General features: G+C 52.6%; 13 protein-coding genes and 1 pseudogene. 4 read left to right on the top strand and 10 right to left on the bottom strand.

Annotation, left to right across the window (positions count from 1 at the left end; genetic code table 11):
* The first annotated feature begins 252 nt into the window (after positions 1–252).
* From ACLJQJ_RS09710 to ACLJQJ_RS09695, 4 genes and pseudogenes are all read left to right on the top strand, one after another.
* Positions 253–630 (top strand): hypothetical protein, encoded by a 378-nt coding sequence (locus ACLJQJ_RS09710; protein ID WP_063809103.1) that lies wholly within the window; start codon positions 253–255, stop codon positions 628–630.
* Positions 631–824: 194 nt separating this feature from the next.
* Positions 825–1,322: a hypothetical protein gene (locus tag ACLJQJ_RS09705; RefSeq protein ID WP_057935541.1), complete on the top strand. Its 498-nt coding sequence runs from the start codon at positions 825–827 to the stop codon at positions 1,320–1,322.
* Between the two features lie 139 nt (positions 1,323–1,461).
* Positions 1,462–1,662 (top strand): annotated as a pseudogene (locus tag ACLJQJ_RS09700) (IS1-like element transposase); the annotation flags it as partial.
* 115 nt (positions 1,663–1,777) lie between these two features.
* Positions 1,778–2,515 carry a hypothetical protein gene (locus tag ACLJQJ_RS09695; protein ID WP_063809143.1) on the top strand — a complete coding sequence of 246 codons (738 nt, stop codon included), beginning with the start codon at positions 1,778–1,780 and terminating at the stop codon, positions 2,513–2,515.
* 130 nt (positions 2,516–2,645) lie between these two features.
* Here the strand turns inward: ACLJQJ_RS09695 and ACLJQJ_RS09690 are convergent, their stop codons facing one another.
* The 10 genes from ACLJQJ_RS09690 to mdtA all read right to left on the bottom strand — a co-directional run bounded on the left by ACLJQJ_RS09690 (position 2,646) and on the right by mdtA (position 18,651).
* Positions 2,646–3,365, bottom strand: coding sequence for a tetratricopeptide repeat protein (locus ACLJQJ_RS09690; protein WP_063809105.1), 720 nt, complete (start codon positions 3,363–3,365; stop codon positions 2,646–2,648).
* 4 nt (positions 3,366–3,369) lie between these two features.
* On the bottom strand, positions 3,370–5,481 hold the full coding sequence (locus ACLJQJ_RS09685; protein ID WP_063809106.1) for a DUF4034 domain-containing protein: 2,112 nt from the start codon (positions 5,479–5,481) through the stop codon (positions 3,370–3,372).
* 10 nt (positions 5,482–5,491) lie between these two features.
* Complete coding sequence (locus ACLJQJ_RS09680) at positions 5,492–6,208, bottom strand: DUF1266 domain-containing protein (RefSeq protein WP_000498587.1); 717 nt, start codon at positions 6,206–6,208, stop codon at positions 5,492–5,494.
* A complete protein-coding gene (locus ACLJQJ_RS09675) occupies positions 6,208–7,410 on the bottom strand; it encodes a cytoplasmic protein (RefSeq protein WP_063809107.1) in 1,203 nt (400 codons plus the stop codon). The genes ACLJQJ_RS09680 and ACLJQJ_RS09675 overlap by 1 nt, the downstream gene beginning before the upstream one ends.
* Before the next feature lie 268 nt (positions 7,411–7,678).
* Complete coding sequence (baeR, locus tag ACLJQJ_RS09670; protein ID WP_000137854.1) at positions 7,679–8,401, bottom strand: two-component system response regulator BaeR; 723 nt, start codon at positions 8,399–8,401, stop codon at positions 7,679–7,681.
* Positions 8,398–9,801, bottom strand: coding sequence for a two-component system sensor histidine kinase BaeS (baeS, locus tag ACLJQJ_RS09665; protein ID WP_000870073.1), 1,404 nt, complete (start codon positions 9,799–9,801; stop codon positions 8,398–8,400). Before baeS ends, baeR begins: the two co-directional genes overlap by 4 nt.
* A complete protein-coding gene (locus tag ACLJQJ_RS09660) occupies positions 9,801–11,213 on the bottom strand; it encodes an MFS transporter (protein ID WP_063809108.1) in 1,413 nt (470 codons plus the stop codon). Before ACLJQJ_RS09660 ends, baeS begins: the two co-directional genes overlap by 1 nt.
* Positions 11,210–14,290, bottom strand: coding sequence for a multidrug efflux RND transporter permease subunit MdtC (gene mdtC / locus ACLJQJ_RS09655; RefSeq protein ID WP_063809109.1), 3,081 nt, complete (start codon positions 14,288–14,290; stop codon positions 11,210–11,212). Before mdtC ends, ACLJQJ_RS09660 begins: the two co-directional genes overlap by 4 nt.
* Entirely contained in the window at positions 14,291–17,413 is a 3,123-nt protein-coding gene (mdtB, locus tag ACLJQJ_RS09650; RefSeq protein ID WP_063809110.1) for a multidrug efflux RND transporter permease subunit MdtB, read from the bottom strand.
* Positions 17,413–18,651 carry a multidrug efflux RND transporter subunit MdtA gene (gene mdtA, locus ACLJQJ_RS09645; RefSeq protein WP_063809111.1) on the bottom strand — a complete coding sequence of 413 codons (1,239 nt, stop codon included), beginning with the start codon at positions 18,649–18,651 and terminating at the stop codon, positions 17,413–17,415. Before mdtA ends, mdtB begins: the two co-directional genes overlap by 1 nt.
* Positions 18,652–18,924: the final 273 nt, after the last annotated feature.

Below are 18,924 nucleotides of genomic sequence, written 5' to 3'. Positions count from 1 at the left end.
AACTCCACCTTTGCCACTGTGACCATATTCTGATGGAAAAGTAGAGCATTGGGGGGGATGTTGGTCCAAACAAGAAATGGATACAACTCAACCAGGGTCAATCTGGCCGGGCTCTCAAAAAATGCATTGAACTAAAACGGGTCTATTTGCAGAAGCACTGCGGATGCTGTGCTTTATGAATTGTCTACTGGTGAGAAGGTCGGCGGCAGAGAATATATTGAAAGATTTACAGCGAGCTTTAAGGGGAGAGTAATGGATAAAATTATTGCTGACTATGTGGATAAATTTAGTTCTTCTTCGGACTCTATATCAGAAACAATTGGCTCCGTTAATGAGTATTGGATTCCTGATGAGCCACCGTTGATTATGCTATTTTCGCAGATTGGTAAGTCTTTGGTAGCGATATTTTCTGAACTTGATTGTGTTAAAAAAGAGTTATTGTTTAAATATATTGAAGATGGAATAACTTCAGATAATGATGAATTAGCCACTGCCATAGCAACAGGTCTTGTTGAGGCAATAGTTATATCGACAGACGCCAATCAACATTTATGGGGGGAAATAGAGGGGTTGTTGGGAGTAAAATCTAAGGAACATGCTCTGGCTTGGAGGAATTTTGGGAAACCATGATGGTATTTATTTAAATATGTAGAATCCGGTAATGACGCAAATTTAGTGATAGTGATTGATTGTCAGATACCAGCTAATGTTCTTATCGTGCCGTGCATTTTTTCTGACTTTGAAATATTGGTTTTGAAAAGAATGCCTATGCGACAGGGAATAAAATCTGATATGAAAAAAATAACTGATGCAGGTGATAATTTATGTCAAAAAAATTTTTCTATATAATTATGGTTATATCATTCGTTGCGGCGATAACAGCTTGCCAGTCTTCCATTCCTGAATATGTCAGGAGTACCCTCAACGGGCACTCTATCCAGGATGTTTTGGTGTATATGAAGGGATTGCCTTTAGATAAAAGGTATGATTTTTATTATTATGGTACGCGTGCTAAAAGACCATATCCATTATGGATGGCTGATGGTATTGCCCCTATGGGATCGAAGGCTATTCCTCTATTGAGAGACAAACTTTCCACCACAAATAGCTCTTTTGAAAAAATGACAATTATATATTTGTTATCTGTGATGTCAGTTCATGGTTGCTATGATGTTAAGTCTGACAGCGAATTGTTTTCGTTGGTTATGCAGAAGGAACGTGAATTAAATGATGATAATTATCATGATTATATCACTAATATGAACTATTTTTATGAATTTGGAAGTTCTTTAAATAGTACAGAAAGAATAAAGTGTGAATAATGTGGTGTTTTGTAAACGAGCTCCATCCTCCGGGGCAACGTTTTGTGGAGGATACAGGGGTAATGCCTTCAATCGATAGAATTTATAGTATGTACTGTTATTTTAGGTTTTCTATGGTTACTGTTGCCATTCAGATGAAATTTATCGTCATGGTCATAGTTCTTCCCGGCACGAGCGCTTTCGTTGCCGGTCATGTAGACGCGTTTTCCAGTTGTCTTATACCTGTGAAGCCCGTAAGCCCGGCGTCAAAGAACACATTGTTGATATGGCCTTTAATGGTGCTGACGTGCGCGATACAGCAAAAACACTAAAAATTGGTATCAACACCGTCATCTGCACATCTTAATAATTGACGCTTATTTAGCAATCATATCATGAGTTTTTTAATTGAAAAATACAACAATGTATGATGACAATATCTTATTATATAGTTTTCAACATATAATCCAATGTTAATGCCGACTATGAATAGTTATAGATTAACTTTTTCTTTAAGTTTACTGCGTTCGGCCATATTGTTTGGCATTATTTTAACAAGTGTTGGTTGTAATAATCAAAAGAGTAAGGCGTTGCTTCTACCTGTTGGTTCTACGCAGTTTGCACAATTGGCTTGTTATTATAAAGATATTAATTCCGATGATAATGTAATGGAGTTAAAATTACCAGATGAATATAAAGAGAAAACTAACTTATTTAATCAACAGGAAGTTAAGGTGCCGGTAAATGGTGAGAATTTTCTTTCTCCGTATATTGGTGATGGTGTCCGTTATTATGAATTAGGGTACTTTGAACATGATGGTAATACTTACAAATTGATAATTTATAATAAAATTGGAGAGTCTGATACGTCATTGCTTAATGTACAAATAAATAGTTACGATGCAAAAGGAAACCTGGTGGATGCTTTATTGCTTAGTAGCTTTTTTGCTTATGAAGATATCGTGCGTTTTTCTGATTTTGTCATTCGTCAGGATTACACAATAAGCATTGATAGTTATGTTATATATAGGTGGTATGAGGACAGCAAAGATGGTCATCTTGTAACTATAAAGTTTAAAGATCAGGCGCCTCAAATTTATATAAAGGAACAATATCAAATGGAAAATGGTCGGTTCAAATTGATATCCAGAAATGAAGTATCACAGGGTAAAAAAAAGAAGCGAGCGTTAAATATACCATGCTTACGACATTAATAATTGTAATGGAGGTGTTGAGGTAATATGGATAGCAGGAAAGAATGAGGAACGTTATGTGAATTATAAATAGATTGTTAATTTCAACTGAGCTCAGGTTAATCATAAAATTTCAGTTTCCACGCCAGATTTATTCAACGCGCAGATAGTGCCCGTCGGCGCGGACATTTGCGCCAAAACCGCAGTTCACAAACGTATCGGTGCTGGCATCAATGGTTTCAGAAGAAAAAGCCAGCGAAATGTTGCAGTGAATATCATCGCCTTCCCGAAGCGCCACGATGGTTTTATCGTTTTCCAGCGTTACCGCTGTGGAGAACTCGCCGATATTGGGGCCGAAGTAGATCCCCATTAAACCGAACCAGTAACCCTGAAAATTAACCTGATAGCGCGATGGGGTGGGTAATGCCTTCACGCTAAGCACGTTCCAGGAGGCGCGCCCGGCATAGCGCCAGTATTCACCCGCCGCAAAAACCGGTGGCGGCAGGGCCGATAGCTTATCTTTGATAAGTTTCAGGTTGTAGATCGACTTGCTATCATTCGGCCTTAGCATCAGCCAGGCGCGGGCTTTACGCCACTCGCCTTCGCGTATCCAGGTTAGCGCCACGTTGTTGTAGGCCGTCGCGATGGCGCTGTCGTCAAGGGCGCAGCTTTCGCTCCATGCGGCCTGCTGTTCAAAAGCGTCGCGCGCTTTGGCATATTTTTGGGTCTTGTAAAGCTGTTCGCCCTGGCTGGCAAAAACTGGAATTTTTGCGCAGTCGGCCTCGATCTGCTGCTCCGTAATTTCAGCCCTGGCGGTGGCGCAGAGTAGAAGCAGGGCGCAAAGAAATAGAGATTTTCTTTGTATTATCACTCCATTACACCATTGAGTTGACCTGTCCCGGCAGCTCTGAATTCGGGATGCGGACGGTATACCAGGCGAAACGTAAGCGTTTCCAGAAAGAATCGAAATGCAGGTGGTCCAGGCAGTCCATAACGATTTCATTATCCGGGTAAAGTGTGAAGGCAAAATGCGCCCAGCGTGCGCTTAGCTTCATATTAAACAGCGTTCGATCGTGTTTATTACCGTGCAGGCGCGATAGGGTCACCATAGCGTGTAGCGTGCCTTTGTTGGCCTCTTGTTGCACCAGTTCCAGATGCTTATGCGCCAGCGTAATATCCTTCACTTCAAAAATATTCAGCAGGAACAAGCCCCAGGCCTCTTTATGCCCGTACTGATGCGCCAGCCAGAGATTATCGAGCAGTTCTTTTTCATAAGCGGAACGTTTTTCGGTATCAGGTTCTTGTTTACTCAGACGCTGGTTGCAGACGCCGATGCTGAAATGAATATTTTGCAGGTCATTTTCATAGTCGGTATAGCCTCCGTTATCTATTAATTTGTACGGGGTGCTCTTGCGCACCGCTAACTGCCGGTGCAAAATCTCCGCCGCGCGCTGAAAATACCCTAACGCGATGGCAGGATCGTAAGGTAGTAGGCCGTTGTTCTCTTTATTATTGTGTTCAAGGCCCAGCAGGTTTAGCGCGGCGGGTATATTTCTTTGTGCGCCCAGCTCTGCCAGCGGCACGAAATGTTCCGGGAGCCCGAACCAGTTGAAATTTTTAATCGCCGCCCGCCAGTTATGGTTATATTGAATGTCGGCGACGCTATCGAGCCAGGCGAGGCCTTGCGCCTCATCCTTTTCGAAACCCAATAACCCGGCGTACTGAAAGTAGCCACGACGGATTTTCGGCACTGCGAATTCCGTTTGCTGCGCATTCTGACAGAGAAAATTATACATCCACCAGGTGTCAGGAAAATCGCGCAGGGCGAACTTTATCGTGTCATCAAAGAAGTAATTGTTGAACTTAACTTTTTCCACGATCGAACGCTGAAGGGTTCGCCAGAGCGCGTCATTATCGTCCAGATCGCTATAGCAGACCCGCAGCCACTTCAGCGCGTTGTGGCGAGATTCCTGGATATGCGCTCGCAGGCTAATCTCTTCGGCTTTGGCGATAATGCGTTCCTGTTCTGCCGGGGAGTCAACCTCTTTGATGCGCAGATCGCGGTGATCGTCCCACCAGATCAATAGCTCCAGATGTTCACGTTCTGCGGCAGAAAGGTGATCGCATACGCTTGATTCCAGAAATTCGCGGATTTCCTCGTGAGACCCTCCCCAGCGCGGCATACGAAACGGGATATATTCATCCAGCACGTAAAATGCCGTCGGGAAAATAGCCAGGCAGACGGCGAGCCAGTATTTTTGCCCGGCATCGTCATTGCACTCCGGCAGCACGGACGGGCGCGGCAAATTTGGGCAAACCGCGTCGGCAAACGACAGCCCGGAATGGGCCATCAGCGCGTCCACCTCCTGCGGTGAATGGCGATGATATTCAGCCAGATCTTCCATTAATGGCTGCCCGGCAACATCCGCGCCCACGAGGAACTCAACCAGCCAGTCGGGCTGGCCGAAGACTTTTGAGTTGGTGCTGGTCAGGGCCGCCGCCATCCACTGGCGCGGTTCACAGTCGATAGCATTGAGCGCGGCGATGACCATCCGTTCGTTGCAGGCGGCGGCGCAGATCCACATCGCTCGGGTGGTTTCTCTCGCCCAGCCATAGCTGCGGTAAAGCCACGCACGGTGATTCCAGTATTGCGCCTCGGCAAGCCAGGCGTGAGTGGAGCGGGGACGAGCGCGCTGCCAGTTTTTGATCAGCGCTAATCCTTGCGGCCCAGCCTCAACCAGCGTGTCCATATCGTAAAAAGGGTTGTCCATTTGATTCCAGGCGAAGAAATAGCGCTTTTCCGCTTCGCGGCTGGTAAAGCTCTCCGTCAGCGCCTGGTTGTAGCGTTCGTCCAGTTCGTCATAGCGTTCTTCGCGCAGCAGGCCGGGAATATCGGCGATATGCCATTCGCGTTGCCCGTCATTGAGGGGATTTTTGTTGTTGCACATCTCAAACATAGCGTTGAGCAGACGATCATCCTGTTCCATAAAGCGTCCTTTAAATCGGCTCGAAAATTTTGAATTCATTCCACGGCAGTTGTCGCCAGCGGCTGACCGGGTCTTGCAAATAATGGGTGGCTTCCTGTAAATCCCGTCCGGCAAGCGCTGTTGGCGTGTCACGTAGCGTGAGCCATACCCGGCGGGCGCGAACGTAGGCGGTGGCGTAATCCTCCCAGGAATCAAAACAGTCCTGAGCGCGCTGGGCGTTAAGTAATAACACCAGCCAGGCCTCGTTTTCGTTACACCAGCCGAGCCCGGCGATACAGCGGGTCAGAAAGGCGGTTCGCATGCAGTCGAAAGCCAGCGCGTCGCGGACCTGGCCCTGGGCCGCCAGATGATGATAAAACGTGCGCGGCGAGCTGCCGATGCCCGCAGGCCAGCGGCGTAAGATATCCTCGACCTTGTGGCGTAACGCCGCGCCGTCGAGGTTTTCGCTCAAGCCCAGCTCTTTTTTTACCTGCTGCGCCAGATAGCGGCGTTTGTCATCGTCAAGTTTAAATACCAGCTCAACGCCTTTGATCGGTAGCCCGTTGCGCCGGGCGAGGATATCAGCTAGCGCCAGCGCCCATTGCCGCCGTCGGGTATCGCGACGCAGGTCTTTCAGGCGATCTTTTTCTTTCTCCTCGGCGATGCGGGCCGCAATCAGCGGTTTGTTTTTTTTGTAGTTGCGCCAGCTAAAAAATAGGGCGGCAATAATAAGAACAATCCAGAACATTATTGCACCTCCTTGATGACAGGGAGGTAACGCGTGGTTTGTAGCGTCAGGCTTTCAATTTCGAAAGGTTCACTACTGGTGTTTTTCCCGGCAAGCGTAGGGTGCCATTCATGCCGTGGAAACAGCATTTCCGCAGCCGTCGCCACGTTAGGATCAACAACCTGAAGGTAGCGCAGTGCCTCCGGGGCGCTGTGCAGCAGCAGCCACTGTAAAGCCACCGGAGGCGTAGGGAAGTGCTCCATTAAATGAAAATTGTCATGCAACACATTGAGCAGAAAATTGAGGTCATGAATATGAGTAATAAATTTCCAACCTGAATATTCCGGCGTCGATTCATAAACTATTCCCATCCCTTCGCAATCAGCGTGGCGCTCAGGAAGTGGTTGCAGATGGCGTAACAGAGATAAAACATCGTTAGCATATTTCTTAATAGGATGGCGATTTTGCTTACCTTTAATCTGATCAATGCTCAGGCCGTTATTACCAACCACCAGGCTTATTGTGACGTGGGGAATATTATTGCCGTCGCGCAGGCTGAACAGGCGAAGTTTCTGTTGTTCAACTTGCCGGGCATAGTAATCGCCGTAGCCGCCGGAAAGCGCGCCTTTATTGTCAAAATCTCCGACGCAGTGTTGCATATGCCAGGATTCATACGCCATCTCACTGCGCAGGCCGGGGTTTGTTGCATCAAGCTCAACCAGTACACCGTTATTCACCGCCATCACCGGTTTTAGCGCCTCGCTGTTGGAGGGATACCAACCTTGTTCACGCAGGCGCTGCATTTTTTGATGCTCCGCTTCGCGCATTGCCAGCACGGTAAAGCAGTTGATGCGCTGTAGTTTAGTTTCCAGCCGCGTTCCTTCCTGACGCGAAAGAAATTCCACTAAATCTCTTTCCATTGCCACAAGTTGCGGGTGCTGAACGTTAAGGTAGTAAAAGCGCTCATCGCCACCCAGCTTTGGCGCCAGCCAGGCGGGGATTTCTGCATCAGCGCTAAAATAAACGGCATAATCGGCGACGGAACGCACAGGATAAACATGAGGAAAGTCACCGATGATCCAACGATAAAAATGGTTGCTTAACCAGCGCTGGATATTTTCGCTGTCGCCGCGTTGTTGGCTCCGGGAAAAAATAGACGATTTTACATTTGGCGCATTTATTATATTCCGTGGTTTATAGCGGTGAGATGACGTTTCTGTCATAAAAATCCATGTATAATTAAGCTGGTATTATGTTTATGTATTTTTAGATTCACTTAATGAATTAATGCGCAATAAGTTTAAAAAACTACTCACAGTATATCGGTAAACTAAAAAGAGCGGCCAAATAATTTATTGTCTCCGATCGCGTTCGTCGTGGTTTTCGGGATACCGCTCGGCCAAAGGAAAGAGGACAGTGTGTTAATTCCGCCAGAATAGCGTTGGCGGAAAATATCGTCTTACGACCTTGTTATTGTTATGCCAATAATCATTATACCAGGCGACACGCATCCGCTTCCCAGCGATATCCCACCCCGTAGACCGCGCGTATAAATGACTGTTCGGCATCCAGCGATTCCAGTTTACGGCGCAGGTTTTTAATGTGGCTGTCGATAGTACGATCGGTCACCACACGGTAGTCGTCGTAGAGGTGGTTTAACAACTGCTCGCGGGAAAAAACTTTACCCGGTTCAAGCGATAAGGTTTTTAGCAGACGGAATTCAGCGGGGGTTAAATCCAGCGCTTTACCACACCAGGAGGCCTGAAAGCGGCTTTCATCAATCATTAACGGGCTTTCGGCATCCTGCTGCTGGAGTTCGCGCTGCGGTTTACAGCGGCGCAAAATGGTTTTCACGCGGGCCACGACTTCGCGCGGGCTGTAAGGCTTACAGATATAATCATCGGCGCCGATTTCCAGCCCCAGCAGCCGGTCGATCTCTTCGATTTTGGCCGTGACCATCACAATGGGGATGTCGGAAAAACGGCGAATCTCCCGGCATAGCGTCAGACCATCGGTACCCGGCAGCATCAGATCCAGCAGGATCAGATCCGGCGGCGTTTGACGCACATACGGCAGTACCTTGTCGCCATGATTGATGAGCGTGGGGGCGTAACTCGCCGCGCGTAAGTAGTCAATAAGCAGCTGTCCCAGCTTGGGTTCATCTTCAACAATCAAAATGCGCGGCGTGTTTTCATCAATGGGTAATTCAGTCATACTTCTCTCTGTAAATCGCGATCCAGCGGTAACTCTACTGTAATGCTAACCCCGCCAAAAGGCGAATGAGCGGCGTGAAGATGACCGTTATGCGCGTGTACAATATTGACGCATATTGCCAGCCCCAGTCCAGAACCGCCGCTGGCGCGGTTACGGGACACTTCCGTGCGGTAAAAACGGTCAAAAAGCTTTTGTAACTGTTCATCGCTGACGCCCGGTGCAGAATCGGCAAAGGTCAGGAATAATGATTTGTCGCGTTGTTCGGCGGAAATATGCAGGCCGCCGCCGCTGTCGGTGTAGCGCAGACTGTTTTCCAGTAGATTATTAAACAGTTGCATCAGGCGATCCGGGTCGCCGAAGACGGTCATACTATCCGGCAACGCGTAATGTAACGTTAGCCCCCGGCTGGTAAAGCGCTCTCTGAACGCGCCGCCAGCGACTTCCAACAGGGGAACAAGATCGACGGTCGTTTTTTGATAAGCCAGCGCGCCTTCGTCAGACAACGACAGCTGATGCAGGTCGTCAACCAGTTTGGTAAGCGTACCGACTTCCGCCTGTAGCGAGGTAACCGATTCTGGCGTGAACTGGCGAACGCCATCCTGAATGGCTTCCAGTTCGCCGCGCAATACCGCCAGCGGCGTGCGCAGTTCGTGGGAAATATCCGCCATAAAGTCGCGGCGCATCTGCTGGTTTTTTTCCAGGGTGCTGGCAAGCTGGTTAAAGTCTTGCGCCAGTTTTCCCAGCTCATCGGCGCTGGTTGGGGTCACGCGCGTGGTAAAATCCCCCGCCGCCAGTCTGTGCGTACCCTCGACCAACCGTTTGACCGGGGCGAGCAGGCCACGCGCCAGCAAAAACGTCGCCAGCGCGGCCAGCAACGTTGATAACGCCACGATCATCCAACTGGCGCGCCGCTGCTGCATATCAAAATTAATATCCGTATTGCGCGTCAGCCGCTCGACAGGAGAGGCGATAATCGCGCCGACTTCGGCGCCATTGACCAGAATGGGGCGGCGAGTACCGTCATGCGGCACCGGACCGCGTGGGCCGACCAGCACCCGGCCATTTTGATCGACGACCCAGAATTGGGTGCGCCAACCGTGCGGCGGCATACCGGGGCCGGGTTTATCGCGGTCGTTGTCATGCTCAAATGAACGCAGAATCTGGAAAACGAAGCGATCGTTGTTGCGTAAAAAACGCCAGTTACCGTGTTGCTGGTACTGGTCGCCCAGCGCATCGCCCAGCATTTGTAGCCGCTGCTCGTTGCCGTGTTTGATATAGTCAATAAATCCGCGTTCAAAACTGACGCGCACGGCCCAATGCATACTGATCAGCAGCACGATGCAGGTGGCGAAAATCGCCAGAAACAGCTTGCCGGTGATTCCGGGCCGCCAGACTTTCATTACAGGCTCCTTTTACGCCGTGAAATGACCATGTTTTGCTGTGTATCGTTCGGCACGCGGGCAAAAATTATCGCCGGTAGCGCGATAATAACCGCCATACATAACCAGGTGTACATAAAGACGTGATGTGTGGCGCTACTGTCTATCCCGATATGCTGTTGGCCAAACATACCCAGCAGCATTCCGGCAATAGTGACGCCAATACTCATCGAGAGCTGCATAATCATCGATAATAAGCTATTGCCGCTGCTGGCCAGCGTATCGGGAAGGTCTTTTAGCGTTAAGGTATTCATGGAAGAAAAGCGCGCCGAGTTCACCATTCCCTGCAAAAGCAGTACCAGCGGCAGGAGATAATACCAGCCGAGCAGCGCGACCGACATAAACAACAGGCTAACCAATGCCAGTCCGAGCGTGGTCGCTACCAGAACCCGACGATAGCCAAAACGGTTAACTATCTGCACCACAATCCGCTTCATTCCCATGCTGCCCAGCACCATGGGGATCATCATCAAACCGGCATGAAACGGTGAAAAACCAAGACCAATTTGTAAAAAGACCGGCGTCATAAACGGCAGCATACCGCTGCCGATACGCCCGGCAAAACTGCCCAGCAACCCCAGTGAAAACGTGGGCGTGCGGAACAATCGCAGGCTGAATAACGCGCCTGAGTTTTTTTTGGCATGGAAGAGATAGAGCAGAATGGCTGCCGCGCCGCCCGCAGCAAGTCCGGCTAATGTCCAGGGCGAGATCCCCATGCTTTTACTACCGTCCAGCGCCAGCGTGAGTACCGCCATGCCGATAGCTAACAGCAGGAACCCCGGCAGATCAAAGCGCCGGGTCTCTATGGTGTAGTTTGGCATCAGCATAAAGGTTGCCATAGCGCCGACGATTCCCACCGGGATATTGATCAGAAAGATCCAGTGCCATGAAGCATATTCCACCAGCACCCCGCCCAGCGCGGGGCCGAGTAATGGCCCGATCTGTCCCGGTAGGGTGACGAAGGTCATCGCCGCCATATATTGCGCGCGCGGCACGATTTTCATGACCGTCAGGCGTCCGACCGGCACCATCATCGCGCCGCCTACGCCTTGTAAAACCCGCGCTAATACCAGTTGATTAAGCGTACCGGAGAGGGCGCAAAACAGCGAACCCAGCGTGAACAGCACAATGGCGGTAAAGAAAATATTACGCACGCCGATTTTGTCTGCCAGCCAGCCGCTGGCGGGGAGCATCACGGCGACGGTAAGAACATATGACACCACTACCATGTGCATATGCAGCGGGCTTTCCCCCAGGCTTTTCGCCATGGAGGGCAGCGCAGTGTTGACGATGGTGGTATCCAGCGACTGCATAAAAAAGCCGAATGCCACAATCCAGAGTTGCCAGCGGGTGTTGTCAGGAAGTTCTGTCATATCTCTACTACCGGTTTGCTATTTTTACGCGAAAAACGTAGCCGCAGACGATCGAAAAAGAGGTACACCACCGGCGTGGTATAGAGCGTCAGGAGCTGGCTCATGACCAAACCGCCGACAATGGTTATCCCCAACGGCTGCCGTAATTCCGAACCGTCTCCGCCAGATAACACCAATGGCAGTGCGCCGAACAGCGCCGCCAGCGTGGTCATCATTATTGGACGGAAGCGTAACAAGCAGGCCTGGAAAATGGCTTGTTCCGGCGTCAGGCCGCCGCTTCGTTGCGCTTCAAGCGCAAAATCGACCATCATAATGGCGTTTTTCTTCACAATGCCAATTAATAGCATGATCCCTATCAGGGCGATTAGGCTGAAAGGGGCACTGAAGAGTTCCAGCGCCAGAAGCGCCCCAACGCCCGCCGATGGTAGAGTAGAGAGAATGGTCAGTGGATGGACGTAGCTTTCGTACAGTATCCCCAGCACAATGTAGACGGTAGCGATCGCCGCCACTATCAAAATAAGCTGTGAATTCATGGTCTGCTGGAAGACTTGCGCCGTTCCGGAAAAACTGCCGCGTACCGTCGAGGGGACGCCAAGCTGCGTCATGGTGCGATTAATGGCCTCTGTCGCCTGCGATAACGATGTGCCGGTCGGCAGGTTAAAGGCAATCGTGGACGCCGCGGAAAGTCCCTGATGGTTCACCGACAGCGGCGCATTGGCGGGCCGCCATTGGGCGAAATAAGAGAGGGGGATCGCTTTTCCGTCGCGGTTGATAACAAACATTTTCTCCAGCGCGCTGATATCCTGGCTATAGCGCGGATCGACTTCCATCACCACTTTATACTGGTTCATCGGCTGATAAATGGTGGAAATTTGCCGCTGGCCGAAAGCATTATTTAACAGACTGTTTGCGGCCTGAACATCAATGCCCAGTCGTGACATGGTGTCGCGGTCGTAGATAAGGTTCATCTCCGCGCCGTTATCCTGCTGGTCGGAGTTTACGTCCGCCAGTTGCGGCAGGGCCGAGAGCGCTTTGCGTATTTTCGGCTCCCATTCGCGCAGCGCCGCCAGAGAGTCAGACAGCAACGTATATTGGTAACTGGCGTTAGCCTGCCGCCCGCCGACGCGAATATCCTGTACCGCCATCAGAAACAGCCTGGCGCCAGGTTCTTTTGCCAGTTTGACCCGCAGTCGATCAATGATTTGCTGCGCCGTCTCTTTGCGTTCGCCGCGCGGCTTCAGCGTAATAAACATCATGCCGCTATTCACCCTCGATCCGCCGGTAAAACCAGTGACATTATTCACCGCCGGATCGTCGCGAATAATTTTCATAAAATCCTGCAGCTTGCCGCGCATGGCCTGGAAAGAGATGCTTTGGTCAGCCTGAATACCGCCCATCAACACGCCGGTGTCCTGCTCCGGAAAGAATGTTTTAGGGATGGCGATATAAAGCCAGATGTTCAGCGCAACGGTGCCAAGAAAAACCACACCGACAAGACGCGTATGGTTAAGCACCCATTTTAATGACGTGCCGTAACCCTGTTGCAAGGCGACCAGCAGACGGCCAACGCCCCGTTTACGCGGTTGGGTGCGCGGTTTGCTTGATTTAAGCATCCAGCCGCACATCATCGGCGTCAGCGTGAGCGAGACCACCAGCGATATGCCAATCGCCACCGAGAGGGTAACGGCGAATTCCCGTAATAATCGTCCTGGCAGGCCGCCCATTAACAGCAGCGGCAGAAATACCGCCACCAGCGACAGACTCATGGAGATGACCGTAAACCCAACTTCTCGCGTACCCTGTAATGCCGCCTGCAAAGGTTTCATTCCCGCCTCCAGATGGCGGGCGATATTTTCCAGCACCACAATGGCATCATCAACGACAAATCCGGTCGCGATAGTCAGCGCCATCAGCGACAGATTGTTGAGGCTGAAGCCGCACAGATACATGGCGGCGAAGGTGCCGATGAGCGAAACGGGAACGGCGACGGCGGGAATTAGCGTGGCGCGCCCGGAGCGCAGGAATAAAAACACCACCAGGATCACCAGCGCGACAGAGATAGCCAGCGTCTCTTCTACCTCTTGCAGCGACGCGCGAATCGTCGGCGAACGATCCTGGGCGATTTGTAAATCGATAGCGGCGGGGATCATTGCCCGCAGTTCCGGCAGTTTTGCCCGGATGCCGTCGACCGTCTGAATAATATTGGCCTCCGGCAGCTTGCGGATCATCAACAAAATAGCGGGTTTAGCGTTCGTCATCCCGGCGTTACGGACATCCTGCACCGAGTCGGTGACGCTGGCGACGTCGCCCAGGCGTACCGCCGCGCCGTTGTTATAGTGAATAATCAGCGGCTGATATTCGGCGGCGGTTTTCAGTTCGTCGTTGGTCTGGATTTGCCAGCGGTGGACGCTATCTTCAATTGCGCCTTGCGGTCGGCGTACGTTGGCGCTGTCGATCGCTTCGCGGACCTCATCCAGCGAGACGCCCTGGTTAAAGAGCGCCTGCGGGTTTAAGCCTACACGTACTGCGGGCAGGGAGCTGCCGCCGACGTCAACATCGCCGACGCCGTCAATTTGCGCGATGGTTTGCGCCAGTTGGGTAGAGGCGAAATCATACAGTTTGCCCTGTGACCAGCTCTCCGAGGTGAGCGTTAAAATCATAATCGGCGCGTCGGACGGGTTGGCCTTGCGATAAGTCGGGCGGCTGGGCATTCCGCCTGGCAACAAGCTTTGCGCGGCGTTAATGGCGGCCTGCACGTCGCGCGCCGCGCCGTTAATATCACGATCGAAATTAAATTCGAGAATAATGCGCGTACTACCGAGCGAGCTGCTGGAGGTCATTTCATTGACGCCTGCAATGCGTCCCAAAGAACGTTCCAACGGCGTCGCCACCGACGAAGCCATGGTTTCCGGCGAGGCGCCCGGCAGCGAGGCGCTAACCATAATCACCGGGAAATCGACCTGCGGCAGCGGGGCGACCGGCAGCAGACGAAAGCCCAGAATGCCGCACAGCGTAATGGCGGCGGCAATCAAAATGGTGGCGACCGGGCGGTAGATGAAAAGGGCGAAAAAGCGCATCTACGCCTCCTCTTTATGGCGCGGAAAGCGACTTTTCACGTACAGCGACAGGCGGTCAAACAGGAGATAAATCACCGGTGTGGTAAACAGAGTTAATACCTGGCTGACCAGTAGGCCGCCCACCATCGCGATCCCCAACGGGCGACGTAATTCCGCGCCAACGCCGGTACTCAACATTAATGGCAATGCCCCGAGCAACGCCGCCAGCGTGGTCATCAGAATCGGTCGAAAACGCAGCAGACAGGACTGGAAGATAGCGTCGCGCGGACTCATCCCCTGTTCGCGTTCGGCGGCGAGGGCGAAGTCAATCATCATGATGGCGTTTTTCTTCACGATGCCGATCAGCAAAATAATGCCGATAATGGCGATAATATCGAGCTCGCTACCAGCGATGATCAGCGCCAGCAGCGCGCCGACGCCCGCCGTAGGCAGCGTTGAGAGAATCGTGATCGGATGGATAAAACTCTCATACAGCACGCCGAGCACGATATACATCGCCACCACGGCGGCGACAATAAGCCAGACGGTGCTGCCCAGCGCCGCCTGGAAGGCGAGCGTACTGCCCTGAAACTGCGTTGTAATATCCGCTGGCAGGGCGAGCGTTTTTTCCGTATCGAGAATCGCCTGCACCGCATCGCCGAGCGAATAGCCCTCCGGCACGTTAAACGAAAATGTCGTAACCGGGAACTGATCTAAATGATTGATGGAGAGCGGGGCGAAGCGCTGCTCAATGCGGGCAATCGCGCTGAGCGGTACGGTGCCGCCGTCGCGGCTCGTCAGGCGAATCGTCTCCAGCGCCGCCAGGCCCGGCGTGCTGGCGGTATTATGTTCCAGCACGACGCGGTACTGGTTCGCCTGGGTATAAATCGTTGAAATCAGGCGTTGTCCGAACGCGTTGTAGAGCGCGTTATCCACATCCGCCATGCTGATACCCAGACGGCTGGCGCTGTCGCGGTCGACATTCACCCAGGCCGCTAATCCTCGATCTTGCCAGTCGCTGCTTACCTCGGAAAGCTGTGGTAACGACTGTAGCGCGTTCTGCAGTTTTGGCACCCAGTGGCTGAGCGCATCGAGCGTCGTGGCCTGCAGGGTAAACTGATACTGCGTGCGGCTGACCTGCGTGTCGATGGTTAAATCCTGCGTCGGCTGGAGATACAGCGCCACGCCGGGAATCGTCGCCACGGCGGTTTGCAGCCGGGAGATCACCTGCTGCACGCGGTCATCACGCGCATCCAGCGGCTTGAGGTTAATTTGCAGGCGCGCGCTATTGAGCGTGGGGTTAGCGCCGTCTACGCCAACAAAAGTCGTCAGGCTTTGCACCGCCGGGTCCTGTAATATCCGCTCCGCCACCTGGCGCTGACGTTGCGCCATACTGGCATACGATGACGATTGCGGCGCCTGCAGCGTTCCCTGGATAATGCCGTTATCCTGTACCGGAAAGAACCCTTTCGGAATGACTATCCACAGCATAACGCTGAGCAGGAGCGTGGCGAATGCCACGCTCAATGTAAGCCACGGATGGTTGAGCACTTTCGCTAATCCACGTCCGTAGCTGGCGATCACGCGGTCAAACATCCGCTCGCAGGCGCGGGAAAAGCGGTTTTGTTTACGCAGAGACTGCTGGCTGAGCATACGCGCGCACATCATGGGCGTGAGCGTCAAAGAGACGACGGCGGAGATTAAAATCGCTACCGCCAACGTCACCGCAAATTCGCGGAACAGTCGACCAACAATATCGCCCATAAAGAGCAACGGGATCAGCACCGCAATCAGTGAAAAGGTGAGGGAAATAATGGTAAAGCCGATTTCGCCCGCGCCTTTGAGCGCCGCCGCCAGCGGTTTTTCTCCTTTTTCGATGTAGCGCGAGATGTTCTCGATCACCACAATCGCATCGTCCACCACGAAACCCGTGGCGATAGTGAGCGCCATCAGCGTCAGGTTATTAATGGAAAAATCCAAAAACACCATCACCGCAAAGGTGCCGATAAGCGACAGCGGTACGGCGACGCCGGGAATAATTGTGGCGGGAATATTACGTAAAAACAGATAGATAATCATGACGACCAGCGCGATCGCCAGCATCAGTTCAAACTGGGTATCGCGCACGGAAGCGCGAATATTGGTGGTGCGATCGGACAGGACCGTGACCTTCACCGATTTCGGCAGGCTTTCGGTAAGCTGGGGCAGCATCTGGCGAATGCTGTCCGCTGTCGCAATGATATTGGCGCCGGGCTGGCGTTGAACGTTCATCACGATAGCCGGCGCTTGATTCGCCCATGCGCCGAGCCAGCTATTTTCCGCCCCCTGTTCGACGGTGGCGACATCGCCCAACCGTACCGGCGCGCCGTTTTGATACGCGATGATAAGCCTGCGGTATTCGTCGGCAGACTGCATCTGATCGTTAGCAGAAAGCGTCACCGCCCGTTCGGGGCCATCCAGACTGCCTTTCGCCGAGTTGACGTTGGCGCCGGTAATTGCGGTACGGACCGTTTCGCTGGTCAGACCGAGCGCGGCGACAGCCTGAGCATTCAGTTTTACGCGTACCGCAGGGCGCTGCCCGCCGGCAAGCGTCACCAGCCCGACGCCGGAGACCTGCGAGATCTTCTGCGCCACGCGGGTTTCTACCATGTCCTCTACCTGGGTCATCGGCATTGCGTTTGAGGTGACGGCAAGCGTCATAATCGGCGGGTCCGCCGGATTGACTTTGCTATAAATCGGCGGATTCGGCAGGTCGGAAGGCAATAAATTGGTGGCCGCGTTAATCGCCGCCTGTACTTCCTGCTCGGCAACGTCCAGCGGCAGCGTCAACTGAAACTGTAGCGTTACCACCGACGCGCCGCCGGAGCTTTGCGACGACATCTGCTTCAGTCCTGACATCTGGCCGAACTGGCGCTCAAGCGGCGCGGTGACGGCGGAGGTCATGACATCCGGGCTGGCGCCAGGGTAGAGCGTAACAACCTGAATAGTGGGGTAGTCGACCTCCGGCAAAGCGGCGACGGGCAGGAAGCGATAGCCGATAATCCCGGCGAGTAAAATCGCCGCCATCAGCAGAGTGGTGGCCACGGGGCGCAGAATAAACAGACGCGAGGGGCCGCCCGTGCTGCCCGGAGGTAATACCTGCATCAGGCGCGCGCTCCTTTTTGACCTTCATGGCGGGAAGGGGATTTTTCATCCGCCACGGTGGTTTGCGGCTCAACGACCTCGACTTTTGCGCCTTCCGTCAGCCGATCAATACCATCGGTAACGACGCGATCGCCTGCCGACAAGCCAGCGCTGATCACCACGTTTCGGTTATCCTGAATACCGATTTTTACCCGCTTCTTGCTGACGTTATTTTCGTCGTTCAGCACCCACACAAAGTGGCCCTCATTGCCCATTTGCACCGCCGCGGCAGGCACCACAACGGCATTTTGTTCGGTATCGACCAGCATCCGGGCGTTCACAAATTGATTGGGGAACAGCGTATCGTCCTGATTGGTAAAGCGCGCTTTAATTTTGATCGTTCCCGTTGTGGGATCAATCTGGTTGTCCAGACTGAGCAACACACCTTCGCTCAATTTGTGCGAGTTAGTCCGATCCCAGGCTTCTACGACCAGCGCTTTCCCCGCTTTCTGTGCCTGAACTACGGTCGCGATATCGCTTTCCGGCAGAGTAAAAATGAGATCAATCGGGTGCGTTTGCGTAATGACGACAATACCGGCGGTATCGCTGCTGGAAATCTGGTTACCGACATCCACCTGTTTCAGACCCACGCGTCCCGAGACCGGGGCCGTGATACGACTCCAGTCGAGCTGTAACTGCGCGCTGGCGACATTGGCTTCATCCGCTTTAATGGTTCCCTGGGTTTCGTTGACCAGCGCCTGTTGCGCATCCAGTTCCTGACGGGAAACCAGATTGGTTTTTGCCAGTTGTTGATAGCGCGCCAGATCACGACGCGCATTCGCCAGCGTAGCGTTATCTTTCGCCAACTGTCCCTGAGCCTGCGCCAGGGCGACCTTAAACTGGCTGGGATCGATTTGCGCCAGCAGATCGCCTGCGTTGACCTGCTGACCTTCCTGAAAGTGCAGGGCGATGAGTTGACCATCCACGCGGCTACGCACCGTAACGGTATTCGCTGCGGTCACGGTACCCAGCCCGCTCAGATAGCGCGGTACGGCCTGCGTGGTCGCGGTCGCGGCCTGTACCGGCGCCAGAGGGCCGTCGCGCATACCGCGGCGACCTGCGGCGGCGGTATGTGGCGCTTGCGCGGCGACGCCCGGCGCGGCGGTCGGGCTTTCGCTACGGCTATGCCAGAACCAGAATGCGGCGGCCACTACAACCCCAATCGCTATTGCCCAGCGGAAAGTATTACTGCCTTTCATCGGTATAAGTTTCTCATCCTGAAACGTTTTGCGGAATGTTGCTCCCTGTATTGTAGTCAGCAGGGAAGGGAGAAAAATGGAGGAATTATGGAACACGGTCGGGATTATTCTGAATGGCGACCCGCTTTGCGAGGCGCTACGCAACTCTCATCGGTGAAAATCGTTAACGCGCCGGAGTGCGGTAAAGTGGCGGCACGGCAATGAAGGTAAGCCACCGATTTCAGCAGGACGCTGAAACGGGAAAGCCCCTCCCGAGGAAGGGGCCAAAATAAG

This window comes from Salmonella sp. SAL04202 (assembly GCF_046550775.1).
GTDB classification, from domain to species: domain Bacteria; phylum Pseudomonadota; class Gammaproteobacteria; order Enterobacterales; family Enterobacteriaceae; genus Salmonella; species Salmonella enterica.
Note: the sequence above shows the minus strand (reverse complement) of the source record. Positions and strands in the feature narration are given on the sequence as shown.

What these genes read in the sequence shown, in the direction of transcription:
- ACLJQJ_RS09710 (WP_063809103.1), top strand. Translation starts at nt 253, where the DNA reads ATGGATAAAATTATTGCTGACTATGTGGATAAATTTAGTTCTTCTTCG.
- ACLJQJ_RS09705 (WP_057935541.1), top strand. Translation starts at nt 825, where the DNA reads ATGTCAAAAAAATTTTTCTATATAATTATGGTTATATCATTCGTTGCG.
- ACLJQJ_RS09695 (WP_063809143.1), top strand. Translation starts at nt 1,778, where the DNA reads ATGCCGACTATGAATAGTTATAGATTAACTTTTTCTTTAAGTTTACTG.
- ACLJQJ_RS09685 (WP_063809106.1), bottom strand. Translation starts at nt 5,481, where the DNA reads ATGGAACAGGATGATCGTCTGCTCAACGCTATGTTTGAGATGTGCAAC.
- ACLJQJ_RS09680 (WP_000498587.1), bottom strand. Translation starts at nt 6,208, where the DNA reads ATGTTCTGGATTGTTCTTATTATTGCCGCCCTATTTTTTAGCTGGCGC.
- ACLJQJ_RS09675 (WP_063809107.1), bottom strand. Translation starts at nt 7,410, where the DNA reads ATGACAGAAACGTCATCTCACCGCTATAAACCACGGAATATAATAAAT.
- baeR (WP_000137854.1), bottom strand. Translation starts at nt 8,401, where the DNA reads ATGACTGAATTACCCATTGATGAAAACACGCCGCGCATTTTGATTGTT.
- baeS (WP_000870073.1), bottom strand. Translation starts at nt 9,801, where the DNA reads ATGAAAGTCTGGCGGCCCGGAATCACCGGCAAGCTGTTTCTGGCGATT.
- ACLJQJ_RS09660 (WP_063809108.1), bottom strand. Translation starts at nt 11,213, where the DNA reads ATGACAGAACTTCCTGACAACACCCGCTGGCAACTCTGGATTGTGGCA.
- mdtC (WP_063809109.1), bottom strand. Translation starts at nt 14,290, where the DNA reads ATGCGCTTTTTCGCCCTTTTCATCTACCGCCCGGTCGCCACCATTTTG.
- mdtB (WP_063809110.1), bottom strand. Translation starts at nt 17,413, where the DNA reads ATGCAGGTATTACCTCCGGGCAGCACGGGCGGCCCCTCGCGTCTGTTT.
- mdtA (WP_063809111.1), bottom strand. Translation starts at nt 18,651, where the DNA reads ATGAAAGGCAGTAATACTTTCCGCTGGGCAATAGCGATTGGGGTTGTA.